The sequence below is a fragment of the Streptomyces sp. NPDC030799 genome, from assembly GCF_055572255.1.
On the sequence record NZ_JBVIDS010000006.1, the window covers coordinates 373,703 to 389,726 of the forward strand.

The 16,024-nt window shown below is 72.4% G+C and carries 7 protein-coding genes; 2 read left to right on the forward strand and 5 right to left on the reverse strand.

Going from position 1 to position 16,024, the window contains the following annotated elements:
* Nucleotides 1-17: 17 nt before the first annotated feature.
* From ACZ41I_RS17850 to ACZ41I_RS17870, 5 genes are read right to left on the reverse strand one after another with little or no spacing between them, the layout of a single operon-like run.
* Nucleotides 18-836 (reverse strand): ABC transporter permease, encoded by an 819-nt coding sequence (locus ACZ41I_RS17850; RefSeq protein ID WP_468514532.1) that lies wholly within the window; start codon nucleotides 834-836, stop codon nucleotides 18-20.
* Nucleotides 836-1,681 (reverse strand): ABC transporter permease, encoded by an 846-nt coding sequence (locus ACZ41I_RS17855; protein ID WP_468514533.1) that lies wholly within the window; start codon nucleotides 1,679-1,681, stop codon nucleotides 836-838. Before ACZ41I_RS17855 ends, ACZ41I_RS17850 begins: the two co-directional genes overlap by 1 nt.
* Complete coding sequence (locus ACZ41I_RS17860) at nucleotides 1,659-2,705, reverse strand: ABC transporter ATP-binding protein (protein ID WP_468514534.1); 1,047 nt, start codon at nucleotides 2,703-2,705, stop codon at nucleotides 1,659-1,661. The genes ACZ41I_RS17855 and ACZ41I_RS17860 overlap by 23 nt, the downstream gene beginning before the upstream one ends.
* Before the next feature lie 7 nt (nucleotides 2,706-2,712).
* Nucleotides 2,713-3,507: a thioesterase II family protein gene (locus ACZ41I_RS17865; RefSeq protein ID WP_468514535.1), complete on the reverse strand. Its 795-nt coding sequence runs from the start codon at nucleotides 3,505-3,507 to the stop codon at nucleotides 2,713-2,715.
* On the reverse strand, nucleotides 3,504-9,089 hold the full coding sequence (locus ACZ41I_RS17870) for a type I polyketide synthase (protein ID WP_468514536.1): 5,586 nt from the start codon (nucleotides 9,087-9,089) through the stop codon (nucleotides 3,504-3,506). The genes ACZ41I_RS17865 and ACZ41I_RS17870 overlap by 4 nt, the downstream gene beginning before the upstream one ends.
* 246 nt (nucleotides 9,090-9,335) lie before the next feature.
* Between ACZ41I_RS17870 and ACZ41I_RS17875 the strand changes: the two genes are divergently transcribed.
* Together ACZ41I_RS17875 and ACZ41I_RS17880 are read left to right on the forward strand one after the other, a co-directional pair.
* The gene (locus tag ACZ41I_RS17875; RefSeq protein ID WP_468514537.1) at nucleotides 9,336-14,879 is read left to right on the forward strand and encodes a type I polyketide synthase; all 5,544 of its coding nucleotides are present in this window, start codon (nucleotides 9,336-9,338) and stop codon (nucleotides 14,877-14,879) included.
* Between the two features lie 30 nt (nucleotides 14,880-14,909).
* Nucleotides 14,910-16,013 (forward strand): helix-turn-helix transcriptional regulator, encoded by a 1,104-nt coding sequence (locus ACZ41I_RS17880; protein ID WP_468514538.1) that lies wholly within the window; start codon nucleotides 14,910-14,912, stop codon nucleotides 16,011-16,013.
* The last annotated feature ends 11 nt before the right edge of the window (nucleotides 16,014-16,024 follow it).

Below are 16,024 nucleotides of genomic sequence, written 5' to 3' on the forward strand. Positions count from 1 at the left end.
CGAGTCCGCCGCCGCGGTCAGAACTGCGTCAGCGTGCCGGCCGTCCGCACCTGGCGTTCGGCCCGTCCGAACAGCCACCGGCCGAGGGCGAACCAGACCGAGGCGGAGACGGCCGCGGCGGCAAGTTCGGCGTATACGGGCAACAGAGGCTCCGTGCCGAGGGTCGCGTACCTCATCAGGTCCAGCGTCCAGGTGCTCGGCAGCGCATACGCCGACCACCGCAGCGGCATGGGCAGAACGCTGATCGGGAACGCGACTCCCGAGAAGGCGGCCACGAGCGAAGTGAGCGGGTCCAGCAGGCCGTTCGGTCGCCGCAGCCTCAGGGTCACCGCTGCGGCCAGATAGCCGTAACCGCAGTTGCCGATCAGCAGGACCACCAGCACCGGCACGCCGAGCAGCACTCCGCCCAGCCGGTAGCCGGCACCCAGCACACCGACGGCGAAGGCGAGCAGCAGAGCGCTCGCCGCCGCGGTGAAGACCGTGCCCGCTGCCACACCGCCGATGACGAAGACCGCGCGTGACGCGGGGCTGGCCCAGGAGTGTTCCAGCACACCGGTGTTGCGGTCGGTCTGCAGCGTCCCCGACACTCCGCGCACCGCACCCACGAGCAGGGAGGCGACGAGCACCCCGAGTCCGACCCATCCGGCGAGATCGTCGGTGCCCACGGTGTGCGCCAGGCCGACAGCGGAGCCGTGCACCGTGAACGCGGTGCCGAGCAGCAGGGTGGGAATGGCCATCTCGTAGAGGGGTGTGAGGAGCACCAGGTTGATCAGGCTGACGGGGTACCGGCATTGGACGCGCAGTTCCCGCAGGACGACGGCGAGAGCCACGTTCATCAGTAATGTCCCATCCGTCCGGTCCTCCGGGCGCTTCGCAGCGTCCGGCCGAGTGCGAACACCGCCAGTGCGCCCAGTACGACCCCCGTCACGAGCAGGATCAGCAGCCGCTGTGCCGTACCGGCGAGCCATGGCCGTTCCAGCACCGAGCCGCGCAGCAGGTCGAGGATCTGCGTGGGCGGCAGGTGCCTGCTGACGGGCTGTATCCAGTGCGGCAGTACAGCGATCGGGTAGGAAACGCCGCACAGGATCCCCATGAGGCCACGCAACGCCTCCGTCACCCCTTCGGCATCGCGCAGCCGGAGGGCCAGTACGGCCATCAGCGCGCCGAGTGCGAACAGCACCGGAACGGAGGCACAGACCACGAGCAGACCGGCGAGCAGCTGTCCGAGTCCGATCGGGACCCCGAAGGCGAACCGCAGCATCAAGCCGACGACGCCGAAGAGCAGCACCGCGGGCACGAGTTCCACCACGGCGGGGCCGTACAGCACCGTGAAGCGGGAGACAGGAGTGAGGTGCACCATCTCCAGCGAGCCCTGGATCCGCTCCTGGCGCAGCGCGGAGCCGGGGCCCCACAACATCATCGTGATCCACAGGTAGACCGCCCAGCCGAGGTAGACGAACCCCGCGACCTGGCCGGTGCCCGCCCGTGCGGCGAACGCGTCGACGGCGTCCTTCTGCCCGCCGCCGGAGAAGCCGCTCGCCTGGGCGACGAAGGAGGCGGGCACCACCACGGCCATGACGGCAACCATCACGAAGTTCTCGGGATAGCGGCGCATGACCTGCCATTCCTTGCGGACCGTTGCGCAGAAGGAGACCAGCTCAGTCCTGGGCAGTCGGGGCACCAGGCGCTCCTCCCGGGTCGGAGGTGAGGGCGAGAAAGGCGTCACGCAGGCTGACCGCTTCGTTCTCCATCCGTATGACCGTCGCTCCGTGCCGTCCGGCCACGCTGAACAGCCAGGGACCCAGGTCGTCCTCCGGTCCGGCGGACAGGGTGAGGTCCACGCTGCGGTCGTCGGCCCGGTCGGCGCCGTTCCGCACCGTCACGGCCACCGTCTGCCTCAGTTCCGCGGTCACCGCGTCGAGCTGTTCGGGGCCCGGGGCGAGAAGCCGGACCTGCAGCAGCCTGGCCGCCCCCACGGAGCGCTTGAGCTCTTCCGGCGTGCCGATGGCCTTCAACCGGCCGTTGTCGATGATGGCGACCCGGTCGGACAGCAGGTCGGCTTCGCTCATGTCATGGGTGGTGAGCAGGATGGTGTGGCCCGTGTCGCGCAGGGCACGAACGTGGCTGTGCAGGTCTTCGGCCGCGTGCGGGTCGAGCCCGCTCGCGGGCTCGTCCAGGAGCAGCACGCTGGGGCGGTGCAGGATGGCCCGGCCGATCACCAGCCGCTGCCGCATGCCGGTGGAGTACCGTTCGACATAGTCATCGGCCCGGTCGCCGAGGCTCACCTGCTCCAGGACCTCGTCGATGCGTGCTCTGGCCCGGCGTCGCGACAGTCCGTGCAAGGCGGCGAAGTACTCCAGGTTCTGACGTGCCGTCAGCTTCCAGTAGACGCTCCGCTCACCGCCCAGGGCCACACCGAGCCGTGCCCGCACCTGGCGCCGGCGCCGGGCCGCGTCGAGGCCGCACACCCGGATGCTCCCCGAGGTGGGTTCCAGGAGCGTGGCGATCATTCGGACCGTGGTCGATTTGCCGGCCCCGTTGCGCCCCAGCAGGCTGAACACCTGCCCGTGGGGTACCTGCAGGTCGATGCTGTCGACGGACGCGACGGGCCGGTCCTCCGCGTCGCGGCGGTCCGGATAGAACTTGGTCAGGCGTTCCAGTTCTATCGCGTGATCGGCCCCGGTCGCCGGGAAGGCCGCCGGCAACGCCGGCTCAGAGCCAGGCCCAGAGCCCGGGGCGACCGGCTCCTGGTCCGCCCGTGTGTGCGGCACGTCGAATCGCCTCCATCATCCTGGTGGGCATGCGGGGTTCGGGAAAATGGCCCCCGGACACGGTGATCACATCGGTGTCGCCGCACGTCACCTCGCGCCAGAACGGCAGCAGATCCACCGGCACCGTGACATCGCGGTCGCCGCCGACCACGGTCACGGGGCACTCCAGCCAGGGCCGCTCGGGCCAGGAGGCGGTCTCGGTCAGCCGCAGGTCGGCTCGTGCGGTGGCCACGGCCATGGCCATCAGGTCCGGATAGGCCTGCAGCTCCCGGGGGATGCCGCCGTAGGTCTCCAGCTTGGCCAGCAGGGCCTCGTCGCTCATCCGGTGGAGCGGGGCATCGGGGTCGGGGTGGCTCGGGGGGCGGGCCGCGGCCAGGAACGCATGGCACGGACCGGGCAGAGCGAGGCGCACCATACGGGCCGCGAAGGCACAGGCCACGAAGGCGCCCACGCTGTGTCCGTAGACGGCGTACGGCACCGTGGCGAGCTTCGTGCCGAGAAAGTGGACCAGTTCGTCCGTCAGGTCCGCCAGGTCGGTGGCCTTCGGCTCCTTGAAGCGGCTCTCCCTTCCCGGCAGTTGGACCGGCCACACCTCCACGCCGTACGGGGCCAGGGCGGCCGGCCAGTCCTTGAAGTACGAGGCACCGCCGCCCGCGTGGTGGAAGCAGACCAGGCGCATGCGGGGGGAGTCCAGGTGGCGGGCGAGCTTGATCCACGGGTCCAGTGAGGACGTCATACCGCTGCTCCCCCGTGCTCCCCGGTCGCCTCTGTCCGGTCTTCCTCGTCCCCGCCCGCACCGCTCAGGTGCTCGGCCAGCTCCCTGACGGTCGGATGATCGAAGAGCGCCGCGATCGGTACGGCGAGGGTGAGGGTGTCACGTATCCGGGCGGCGACCTGCACGGCCACCAGGGAGTTGCCGCCGAGTTCGAAGAGGTCGTCGTCGATGCCGATGCCGTCGACGCCCAGGGTGTCGGCCCACAGGCCGGCCAGTGCCCGCTGCAGTTCCGTCTCCGGCTGCGCATACGCGGTCTCCACCATGCGTTCCGCGCCGGACGCCGGCCGGTTGGTGACCCGGCTGCCGCTCAGCTCCCGCTGGACCGTCTCCAGGGTCAGGGCGTCGAAGCGCCGCAGCACTTCGTGGATCCCGGTGGGGCAGACGATCAGATACGGTTCGGGACGCCAGTGCAGGATGCGGCGGAGTGTCTCCAGTCCCTCCTCGGCGGTGATGCCGAACTCGGCCAGGCCCTCGGTGTTGACGTCCCGGACCACGGCTTCGGCGGGCGTGGACCCCGCACCCTCCGCGAGCGGCGCGGTACCGGAATCCGCCAGGGCGCGGATGGCGGTCGGCGGGATCCGGCGTTCCGTGTAGCCCGTGATGTCGACCAGCACGCGCCCGTCGTCGCCGAGCAGCGTCACGTCGGTGGTGCCCACCTCCGCCCCGTCCTCGGAGACCCGGCGGATGTGCACCCAGAACCCGGACGGTATGGGCTCGTGCACACGGATGCGCTGGTAGCCCATCGGCAGGTATGCGTCGCCGCGCTCGATCCGGTCGGCGCCGTACTTCGCGTCGACGGCTGCGTCGAGCAGCGCGGGGTGCAGCCGGTACAGGGCCGTCTCGGAGCGGTACTGCTCGGGGATTTCGACACGGGACAGCTCCTCCCGGTCTCCCACGTCGATGCTCCGGATGCTGCCCGTCCACCGGGAGCCGAACTGGATCAGCCGGGCAGCCGTGTCGAGCATCTCCCGGCTCACCGAGAACTTGCGGCAGCGCGCCGCGATGCCCGCCAGATCGCGGGCGGGGGCCGGCTCGGTGCCGGACGGTTCCATCCGGCAGCGCATGCGCTCGGTCCACACCCGCCGCCCCTCGCCGACGGGCGACGCCGACACGGTGACCGTGTGGGCGGGACCGTCGGGGGTGAGGGTGATGCGCAGTTCGACCGGCTCGTTCACCGCGACCGGGCCGAGGAAGACCAGCCCCGTGATGTCCGCGGCGCCGCCCACGCCCTCCCGGTAGGCGCCGTCGGCCATCTCCACCAGGGCCGATCCGACCAGCAGGTCGGTGTCGCCGAGCCGGTGTTCGGCGGTGATCCAGTGACCGCCCGGCTCCAGCACCGTGCTGAACTCGACCACCTCGCCCCGGCGCGTGACGTGGTGCAGCAGCGGGTGCTGGGCGGGCTCGGAGCGAGCGCCGAACTCCAGCCGGCGGAAGGCCTCCGGTGCGGCGGTCTCGACCGCCATGCCGAAGTCCTGCCAGCCCGACCAGCCGATGGAGACCACCGGAGCGCCACGGCGGGCGGCGAAGGCGGCGAAGCGGTCCATGAAGGCATTGGCCCCGCAGTAGTCGACCTGACCGAACAGTCCGTCGACGGCGATGACCGAGGAGAACAGGGCGAGGAAGTCGGCCTCGGCGCCGAGCAGACGGTGCAGGGCGAGCGTGCCGGCCACCTTCGGGGCGAGAACCCGCGCGATGTCCTCGTCGCTGCGGACGGCCATCATGCCGCCGCCGGCGACACCGGCGGCGTGGAACACCCCGTGGACCGTGGTGACGGAGGGATGGCCGGCGCGGACCTCGGCCAGTGCCGCCGCCAGCGCCGCTTCGTCCGACACGTCACAGCGCAGCGGGACGGCGGTGGCGCCGCGCTCCTCGATGCTCAGCAGGGCGCGCAATTTGCGGCGCAGCCCCTCCTCGGTCGCGGGATCGTCGGCGGTCGTCCGCCACTGCTCCCGGGGCGGGAGCGGGGATCTGCCCGCCAGCAGCAGCGTGACCGGGCCCGTCCGGGACAGGTCCTCGGCCACGGCGAGGCCCAGCGCGCCGAGCCCGCCGGTGACCAGATAGGTGCCCGAGGGCCGCAGCACGACCGGAGTGGCCGAAGGCTCCTCCAACGGCACGGTCCGGTGGCCGAGAGACCACCGTTTGCGGCCGCGCCAGGCCACCTGACGGTCCTCGGCGGACGCCGTGAACTCGTCGAGGAGCCGGCGCGCCATGACGCGCGGCGACTCGTCACTGGGCAGGGCGAGGTCGACCGAGCGGCAGCTGACGCCCGTGATCTCACGCCCCATGACCAGTGCGGGGCCCAGTACCGGTGCCTTGGCCGGCTCCAGGTGCTCGGTGCCGGAGACCTCCTGCACATTGCTGGACAGGACGTACACGCGGACGGTTCCGGGCTCGTCACCGCTCCTGCTCTGCTGGAGGGTGTCGAGCTGCCGGCCCAGGTGCAGCAGGCTGTGGAAGCCGCGGTCGAGGGCGTCGGCGATGCTCTGCGCGGACAGCGGGTCGGTGTCCGCGTCCGGATCGGGCTCGGTGAGCGTGAAGGCGTGGACGACCTGGCCCGGCGGGTCGTCGGTCAGCTCGGCCAGCACCGCGTCCAGGTCGGCGGCCGCGCCGGGCCGTACGGTGAACTCCGCTGCCCCGAGCCTCGCGAATCCGTCGCCCGCGCGGACCACGGTCACCCGGTTCCGGTCGCTGCCGCGCAACTCCTCGACCAGGCAGTCGACCACGGGGTGACCGGAGCCGAACACCAGCCAGTGGCCGGGCGCGAGGTCGGGCCTCGGGCTCGGCAGCGGTGCCTCCTGCCAGTTCGGGGCGAAGGCACAGCGTTCCACCGGCAGCCGTCCGGTCTCCTCCGGGGCGGCCGCGCCGGGCGCCACCGGGTCGGGGTCGACCCAGTAGCGCTGCCGTTCGAAGGGATAGGTCGGCAGCGGCACCCGCCCGTGCTCGGGCCTCTGCGACCATGCCTCCCAGTCGATCACCACACCGTTCACCCAGGCGTCGGCGAGGGCCGCGGCGAACACGGCGTCGTCGGCCGCGTCCCGCCGCGGGTGCCGCATGGTGGGCACGATGGGCACCGCCTCGTATCCCACGCCCTGCCGGGCGAGCCGGGTCAGGGTGTCTCCCGGTCCGGCCTCCAGCAGACAGACGTCACCGGCGGCGAGGGTGCCGATGCCGTCGGCGAAACGGACCGGGGAGCGCAGGTGCCGAGCCCAGTAGGCGGGGTCGCGGGCCTCGTCGTCGGTGATCCAGGTCCCGGTCACGTTGGACACGAAGGGCACCTGGGGCGCCTGCGGGCCGTACCGGGCCACGGTGGCGGTGAACTCCTCCAGGCACGGCTCCATCATCCGGGTGTGGAAGGCGTGCGAGGTCTCCAGCCGGTGACACCCGAGGCCGTTCGCCTCGCAGGCCTCGGCGACGGTCTGCAAGGCGTCCAGGGGGCCGGCCACCACGGTACTCAGCCGCCCGTTGACCGCGGCGATCTCCACGCCGTCCGGCAGCAGCGCGGTCACCTGCGCCTCGGGCGCGGCGACAGCGAGCATGCCGCCGGGCGCCATCGCCTGCATCAGCCTGCCGCGGGCGGCCACAACCGCGAGCGCGTCCGGGAGGGTGAAGACGCCCGCGAGGTGGGCGGCGACGTATTCGCCGACCGAGTGCCCGATCATGCCCTCGGGCCGGATGCCAGCGCTGTGCAGCAGCTGCGCCTGGGCGTAGCAGACGGCGAACAGGGCGGGCTGGCTGTAGCGGGTCTCGCGCAGCCGGGCACGCGCCGCTTCCGACTCCTGCGCCGGGTACAGCAGCTCGCGCAGATCGGCATCGAGATGCGGGCGCAGCAGGTCGGCGCAGGTGTCGACGGCCTGCCGGAAGACGGGTTCGGTCCGGTACAGCTGCCGGCCCATGCCGACGTACTGGGCGCCCTGCCCGGGGAACAGCAGCATCGCCCGTCGGGCGGGGGCGGGGCCCGGCGCCTTGACCTGGCGGCTGGAGTGGGGGGCCTGCAGGGCGTGTGCCGCCTCGGTGACCGAGTCACTGACGACGACCCGGCGGTGCGGGTGCGCGGTACGGCCGTTCTGGAGGGTGTACGCCACATCGGCGAGGTCGATGTCCGGATGCTCGTTCAGATGGTGGCCGAGCCGGCGCGCCGCCTCCTCCGCTGCCGTGGCGGTACGCGCCGACACGGGCAGCACGAACACACGGCGGCGGGGTGCCGGACCGGGCTCGCCACGGTGCGCCGGGCTCGGCGCCTCCTCGATCACCACGTGCGCGTTGGTGCCCCCGATGCCGAAGGAGCTGATCCCGGCCCGGCGCGGCCGGTCCCCCCGCTTCCAGGGGGTGACGGTGGTGGGGACGTAGAACGGGCTGGTGTCGAGGTCGAGGTTCGGGTTGGGCCGGTCGAAGTTGATGTTCGGCGCGATGGCCTCGTGCCGCAGGCCCATGCAGACCTTGATCAGTCCGGCCATGCCCGCGGCGGGCCCGAGGTGGCCGATGTTGGCCTTGACCGAGCCGATGGGGCAGGCACCCACCCCGGTGGCCCCGGCCGTGCGGAACGCCCGGGTCAGCCCTGCCACCTCGATCGGGTCACCCACCAGGGTGCCCGTGGCGTGCGCCTCCACGAAGCCGATGGTGTCGGGATGCACCTCGGCGACCGCCAACGCCTCCATGACGAGCTGTGTCTGGCCCCGCACCCCGGGGGCGGTGAAACCGGCCCGGTCACCGCCGTCGTTGTTGACGGCGGAGCCGCGGATCACGCCGTAGACATGGTCGCGGTCGCGCAGTGCGTCGCCGAGCCGCTTGAGGGCGACGACGCCGACCCCGGTGCCGAACAGCGTCCCGCAGGCGTCGGCGTCGAACGGCCGGATCTGCCCGGTGCGGGAGTAGATGCCGCCCTCGCTCCACGTGTAGCCCGTGCGGTACGGCAACTCCACCTCGACCCCGCCGGCCAGCGCGTAGTCGCACTCGCCGCCGCGCAGCGCCTGGCTCGCGAGGTGTACGGCGACCAGCGCAGTGGAGCACGCGGTCTGCACGTTGATGCTCGGACCACGCAGGCCCAGCCGGTAGGAGACGGTGGTGGCGAGATAGTCGGGGCTGTTGCTGACCTCGATGGCCATGCCGCCGACGGCGGCCATCGCGGCCGCGTTGCGCGCCACGTTGCGCTCGCCGTAGAAGTTGTTGGCCATGCCCCCGAAGACACCGACCTGGCCATCCAGCCGGGTCACGTCGTATCCGCTGTCCTCGATGGCAGCATGACAGGCCTCCAGGAACATCCGCCCCTGGGGATCGCGTACCTCGGCCTCGCGCGGGGTGTAGCCGAAGAACCGTGCGTCGAAGCCCTCCATGTCGTCGATGAGGGCGGCCGCGTTGACGTAACGGGGGTGCCGGTAGACGCGGGGTTCCACACCGGCCGCGGCGAGTTCCTCCTCGGACAGGCGGGTGATCGACTCGACGCCTGCGGCGAGGTTCCGCCAGAACTCCTCGGGGGTATCGGCTCCGGGGAACCGGCAGGCCATCCCCACGATGGCGATGTGGTCCTCGCGCAGCTCTTCCGACATAGGTCCCCCTGCATCCCCAGTTCCGTCCGGCGGCCCAGCCTAGGAAGGGCGACGGGGTGCCAAGCAATGTCACATTCACCTGTCGTTCAGGGTGTGACATGCAAATGCCCGATGGCCCAGGGCCGGTCGCCGGCCGTACCGGGCGCACGGGGCCGACGGGCCGGGTCACGCAAATCTGACGTGGCTGACGCCCGGCCGCTCGCGTAGCTTCGGTCGCCCCAGCGGGCTTTGTAGGGGGATTCGTACATGCACAGGGCACAGGCGGGCGGGGACGGGCCGGCGCAGAGGATCGCCGTCATCGGCATGGCGGGCAGGTTCCCCGGGGCCGGCGACATCGACGGGCTGTGGGCGAATCTCCTGGCGGGGGTGGAGTCCCTCACCGAGATCAGCGACGACCAGCTGCGCGCCTGCGGGGTGTCCGAGGAGCGCATCGCCCATCCCGACTACGTTCGCCGGCGTCCCCTCATGGACGACATCGAGGGCTTCGACGCCGGTTACTTCGGCTACCACCCGCGCGAGGCCGACATCACCGATCCTCAGCAGCGGGTGTTCCTGGAGGTGTGTCACAGCGCGCTGCAGCACGCCGGGTACGAGTCGCGGCGCTACGCCGGGCCGATCGGCGTGTTCGGCGGCAGCGGACCGGACCGCTACCACTTCCAGAACGTCTACGAGAACAGCACGGTCCGCGCGGCCGTGGGTGACATGGCCGTCGAGATCAGCAACAACCCGGACTACCTCGCCACGCGCGTCGCCTACGCCCTGGGGTGCGAGGGCCCGGCCGTGTCCATGTTCACCGCCTGCTCCACGTCCCTGGTGGCGGTCCACAGCGCCTGCCAGGCCCTCGCGGCCGGCGAGTGCACGATGGCCCTCGCCGGGGGCGTCAACATCATGCTGCCGTACCACGCGGGGCAGTTGTGGACGGAAGACAGCATCTACTCCCGCGACGGCCATGTCAGGGTCTTCGACGCGAAGGCGACCGGCACCAACTTCGGTCACGGCGCGGGCGCGGTGGTCCTCAAACGGTACGAGGACGCGGTCGCCGACGGCGATCACATCGAGGCGGTGCTGATCGGTTCCGCCGTCAACAACGACGGCGCCACCCGGCGCGGCTTCACCGCGCCCAGTTCCGACGGACAGGCGGCGGTGATCGCACGCGCTCTCGCCGCGGCCGGCCATCCGCACCCGGACACCATCGGCTACATCGAGGCGCACGGCACGGCCACGGCCGTCGGCGACCCGACGGAGGTCGCGGCCCTGACCGCCGCCTACCGGGAGGCGGGCAGCACGGCCACGCAGTCGTGTCCGATCGGGTCGCTGAAGGCCAACATCGGCCATCTCGGCCCGGCCGCGGGTGTGGCCGGGCTGATCAAGGCCGTGCTGTCGGTGAAGCACGGGGTCGTCCCGCCCGTCATCAACTTCGAGACGCCCAACCCCCGCATCGGGTTCGACGAGACCCCGTTCTACGTCAACACCGAACAGCTCCCCTGGCCCGGGACCGGTGCCCCGCGGCGGGCGGCGGTCAGCTCGTTCGGCATCGGAGGCACCAACGCGCACGTCATCGTGGAGCAGGCGCCCCCCGCTCCGCCGCGCACCGACAACCGCGCGGACGACGGGTACGAGGTCCTTCCCCTGTCGGCGAGCACCGAGACGGCACTCACCGCGCTGCGCGCCCGGCTCGCCACCCACCTGCGCACCCATCCGGAACTGCCGCTCGCCGACGTCGCCCACACCCTCCAGGACGGCCGCCGTCTGCTGCGGCACCGCACCGCGCTCGTCTGCCGGGACACCGCTCAGGCCGTCGCCGCGCTGGAAGGCACCGGCGGCGTCACCGCCGAGGCCCGCAAGAACGCGCGGGCCGCCTTCCTGTTCCCCGGGCAGGGCACCCAGCGGATCGGCATGGCGGCCGGCCTGTACCGACGTGAGCCGGTGTTCCGGGAGACCGTGGACACCTGCGCCGAGCTGCTGCGCGAGGACCTCGGCTTCGACCTGCGTCCCTACCTGTGCACCGCCCCGGACGAGGCGGACCCCGCGATGGCCGGCCGACTGCGGCAGACGGACCTCGCGCAACCCGCCCTCTTCGTCACCGAATACGCCCTCGCCCGGCTGTGGCTGGCCCGCGGGGTCCGGCCCGTGGCGATGGTCGGGCACAGCATCGGGGAGTACGCGGCCGCCTGCCTGGCCGGCGTGTTCACGCTGCCCGCAGCCCTGCGTCTGGTCGCGCTGCGCGGCGGGCTGACCCAGTCCATGCCGGCCGGCGCCATGCTGGCCGTGCAGATGCCGGAGAGCGACCTCGAACCGCTGCTCACGGACAGCCTCTGCCTCGCCGCCGTCAACGGGCCGAGAAGCTGTGTGGTCGCGGGTCCGGAGGACGAGATCGAGATCCTGCGGGACTGGCTCACCATGAACGGGGTGCGCGGTCAACGGCTGGAGACCTCCCACGCCTTCCACTCCTCCATGCTCGACCCGGTACTCGCCCCGTTCCGGGAAGCGGTCGCCGAGGCCGCGCCGCAGCCGCCCGGGATCCCCGTGGTGTCCACGCTCAGCGGCACCTGGCTCACCGACGAGCAGGCCACGGACCCGGGCTACTGGGCGGACCAGCTGCGCGGCACCGTACGGTTCTCCCAGGCCTGCGCAACCGTGGCCGAGACGGGCGCGGTGCTGCTCGAAGCCGGTCCCGGTCAGACGCTGACCACGCTGGCCCGGCAGATCCTGCCGCGCGGCGCCGCCGTCGTACCGTCGCTGCGCCGCGCCGACTCCGAGCGCGCCGACGACCAGGTCCTCGCCGAGGCGACCGGGGCTCTGTGGGCCCACGGCGTCGACGTCGACTGGGCGGCGCTGCGGGAGGGCGCGCCACGCCGGCGTGTCGCCCTGCCCGGCTACCCGTACGAGCGCAAGCGGCACTGGGTCGAACCGGACCCGGACGACACCGAGCAGCCGCAGACGGCTCCGGCGGCCGTGCCCACCGAACTGCCCGCCGAGGAGGCGACCTTCGTCCCGGTGTGGCGGCGACGGCCCCTGGCACCGGCGGACGGCCCACGCGACGTCACCGACTCCACCGAGTCCTGGCTGGTCCTCGGGTACGACGACGGCTGGACCCGGGACCTCGCCCGGACGCTCGCCGCGCGCGGCGCCCACGTGGTCCGGGTGACTCCGGGCGAGGCCTTCGCCGATCTGGGCGACGACCGCTTCACCCTCGCCCCCGCGCAACGCGCGGACTACGACTCGCTGTGCGCGGCGCTCGACGCGCGCGCACACCGGCCCGCGCACATCGTGCACGCCTGGACGGCCGGGCCGGCCGCCGCTCCCGTGCTCGACCGGGCCGAGGTCGGCCGGGTGCGGGACACCGGCTTCCTGAGCCCGCTGTTCCTGTCCCAGGCGCTGATCGAGCGCTGGCCGGAGCGTCAGGTGGACATCCGGGTGCTGACGTCGGGTTCCTGCGACGTCACCGGCACGGACCCGGTCGAGCCGGCGAAGGCGCTGGTGCAGGGGCCGTGCCGGGTGATCCCGCACGAGACGCCGCACCTCGCCTTCCAGCTGGTCGACGTCGGCGCCGGGACGCCGGTGGAGCGGATCATGGACGAGGTCCACACACCTGTGGCCGACCCTCTGGTCGCCTACCGGGCCGGGCGCCGCTGGGTGGCGGACCATGAGCCCGTCACCCTGTCGCAGCGGTCCGAGCTGCCCCGGACCCTGCGCCGACGGGGTGTCTACCTCGTCACGGGCGGCCTCGGCGGCATCGGTCTGGAGACCGCGAAGGAACTGGCCCGCACGGCGGGCGCGCGTCTGGTGCTGGTCAACCGCACCCCCCTGCCCGAACGCGCGGACTGGGACGGCCATCTGGAGCGTTACGGCACCGACGACCGGGTGAGCCGGCGGATCCTCGGGGTGCGGGAGGTGGAGGAACTCGGCGGTGAGGTACTGCTCGCCTCCGCCGACGTCACGGACGAGGCCGCCATGCGCAAGGTCGTCGAGGCGGCGCAGGAGCGCTTCGGCCGTATCCACGGCGTGTTCCACGCGGCCGGAGTGCCCGGCGGCGGCCTCGCGGCGATGCGGACCGCCGACCAGGCGGACGCGGTGCTCGCGCCCAAGGTCGAGGGGACCCTGGTGCTGGACCGCCTGCTGGGCGGGGAGCTCGAACTGCTCGTGCTGTTCTCCTCCATCGTCGCGGTGTCGGGCGACTACGGCATGGTGGACTACTGCTCCGCCAACGCGTTCCTCGACGCCTACGCGGCCTCCCGCCAGGACGACGACTGCCACACCGTCGCCGTCAACTGGTGCGGCTGGACCGAGGTGGGCATGATCGGCGACACGCAGGACGCCGCCCCCCGGGCCTTCCGGCAACTGGAACAGGGCCGCGTGCCCGCCCGGTCCGGCCATCCGCTGCTCGGCGGGCGCCCGCTGCACGAGGACGACACGGAGATCACGTTCACCAGGATCGTCGAACCCGGCTTCCACTGGGTGCTCAGCGACCACCGGATGGGCGGCTCCGAAGTCCTGCCGGGCACGTCGTACATCGAACTGATGCGGGCCGCCTACCAGGAAGCGGTGTCACCCGGGCCCGTGGAGATGAGCGATGTCCTCTTCAGCCGCCCCCTGGCGATCGACCACGAACGGGAACTGCAGGTCCGAGGACAGCGGGTCGGACCCGGCGTGTACGACTTCTCCGTGCGCAGCCGGCCCGCGGACTTGGCCGAGGCGCGCTGGCAGCACCACGCACGGGCCAGGATCACCCCGTACCGCGGCGACGCCGAACCCGAGGTCCGCGACCTGCCGGGCCTGATGGAACGGTGCGACCGGCTGCTGTGGTCGCCGGAGCCCGGCGAGGCGGAGTCCGGTGCGCACCTCGTCCGGTTCGGCGAGCACTGGCCGGTGCTGGAGACGTTCCGCATCGGCCACGGCGAACACCTCGCGACCCTGGGTCTGCGACCGGGGACGGACACGGACCTCGCCGACTTCGTGCTGCACCCCTCGCTGCTGGACGGGGCCACCTCGCTCAGCCTCTTCCTGCCCGAGCTGAAGGCGGACGGAAGGACCTGGCTGCCCGTCGGCTACCGCAGGCTGATCGTCCGTGAGGCCCTGCCGGCCCGGCTGCACAGCCACGTCCGGGCCGTCACGACGGACGAGGAAGCGCTCAGCGACACCGCCGCGTACGACATCGGCGTCCTGGACGAACAAGGGCGCGAGCTGGTGACGATCGAGGGATTCACGATCCGCATCCTCAGGGCGGCCGAGCTGGGCGGCGCCGAGGACGCCGCGCCGGCGGCGCGCCGCGAGGCCGGTCCCCGTCCCGCGGCCCCGGAACCGGTCGTGGCGCGTCCCGGCATCCCGGGTGCGGAACTGCTCGTCACCCCCGAGGAGGGGCTGTCCCTGCTGTGGCGTGTGCTGGGCAGCGTCGGCGAGACCCGGTACGTCGTCAGCCGGGAGCCCCTGGACACACGGGTGCGCCGGATCGCCGAGATGTCCTCCTACATCGAGTCCGCGACCGGCGGAGAACTCGCGGGTGTCGCCGTCCGTTCGGAGCGCACACAGGTCGCCGAGCCCGCCGCGACGACGACCGAGGAACGGCTGGCCCAGCTGTGGCAGGAGGCCTTCGGCATCTCCCGGATCGGGCTGGACGAGGACTTCTTCGACCTGGGCGGCAACTCGCTGGTCGCGCAGCAACTGGCGGTGCGCATCAGGGAGGCCTTCGGCGTCAACGTCCCCGGAGTGGCCGTCCTGGAATACCCCACCGTCCGCGACCTGGCCCGCCGGGTCGACGAGGCCCTCGCCGAAGCCGGCGCGGCGGTGTAAGGGACAGGCAGCAGGCAGTAGAGGATCGCGATGCAACTCACCGACGACAACACGGACCTCTTCCCCCTGACGGCCGGGCTCGACGCCCCCAGTCCGCAGTCCGCGGCCGTCTACGCGCACGCGCTGCGGCGCGGCCGTCTCGTCCCGGGTGAGGACGACGCGCGCGTGGCCGAGGAACTGGGGCTCGATCCCGAGGAACTGCGCCGCGCGGTACGTCAGCTCAGACGTCTGCACCTGCTGCGCGAGCAGCCGGGCGGAGCGCGGACCGTCCTCGTGCCGGTGGATCCGGACGTCGCCTCGGCGTCCCTGATCCTGCCCATCGACGAGGAGGTGCACCGGCGCCGTGCCACGATCAGCCAGCTACGGCGGCAACTGAACGCGTTCCGGCCGCACTACACGCAGACCAGGCCACGCAACGAGCCGGGCGCGGAGACCCCGTCCCTCGTGGAGCTGCACGACCACCGGCAACTGGCCGAGCAGCTGTCCGTGGCGGCGGAGCACTGCACCGGGCAGTACATCGCGTTCCTGCCCAACGGGCATCTGGGGCATCTGTCCGGCGCAGACGGGGACGGCGCGGCTGTGCCGCCCGTCGGCGCGCTGGGCCTGCGGGCGCGCGGTGTCCGGGTCCGGCTGCTGCTGCAGCACGCGGCCCGCTCGGACATCCGCGCGCGGCGCGCCCTCGGCCAACTGCTGGGCGCCGGCGCGGAGATCCGCACGGCGGACCAGCTGCCGCGACAGCTGATGATCTTCGATGCGGAGGTCGCCTTCCTCCTCGCGGAGAGGACCGGCGAGGACGCCGGCACCTCGGCCGGGGTGATGGTGCGCAGCCGTTCGGCGGTCCGGATGCTGCTGGACATCGTGGAGCCGGCCTGGTCGGGGGCGCATCCGTACGCGTCGGAGGCCGACGGCTACCGGCCGGTGGAGGGCAGCCTCCACGACGCCATCATCCGGCTGCTGGCGGACGGCCTCACCGACGAGGCGGTCGCCCGGCGGCTCGGCGTCTCGGTGCGCACCTGCCGCCGCCATATCGCCGCCGTCCTGCGCGACCTGGACGCGGTCAGCAGGTTCCAGGCAGGTGTACGGGTGGGGGCGGGCGGCATGTACCAGGAGCGGTACACGCCGCCCGCCAGCTGATCCGTCCCTGC

What these genes read in the sequence shown, in the direction of transcription:
- ACZ41I_RS17850 (WP_468514532.1), bottom strand. Translation starts at nt 836, where the DNA reads ATGAACGTGGCTCTCGCCGTCGTCCTGCGGGAACTGCGCGTCCAATGC.
- ACZ41I_RS17865 (WP_468514535.1), bottom strand. Translation starts at nt 3,507, where the DNA reads ATGACGTCCTCACTGGACCCGTGGATCAAGCTCGCCCGCCACCTGGAC.
- ACZ41I_RS17870 (WP_468514536.1), bottom strand. Translation starts at nt 9,089, where the DNA reads ATGTCGGAAGAGCTGCGCGAGGACCACATCGCCATCGTGGGGATGGCC.
- ACZ41I_RS17875 (WP_468514537.1), top strand. Translation starts at nt 9,336, where the DNA reads ATGCACAGGGCACAGGCGGGCGGGGACGGGCCGGCGCAGAGGATCGCC.
- ACZ41I_RS17880 (WP_468514538.1), top strand. Translation starts at nt 14,910, where the DNA reads ATGCAACTCACCGACGACAACACGGACCTCTTCCCCCTGACGGCCGGG.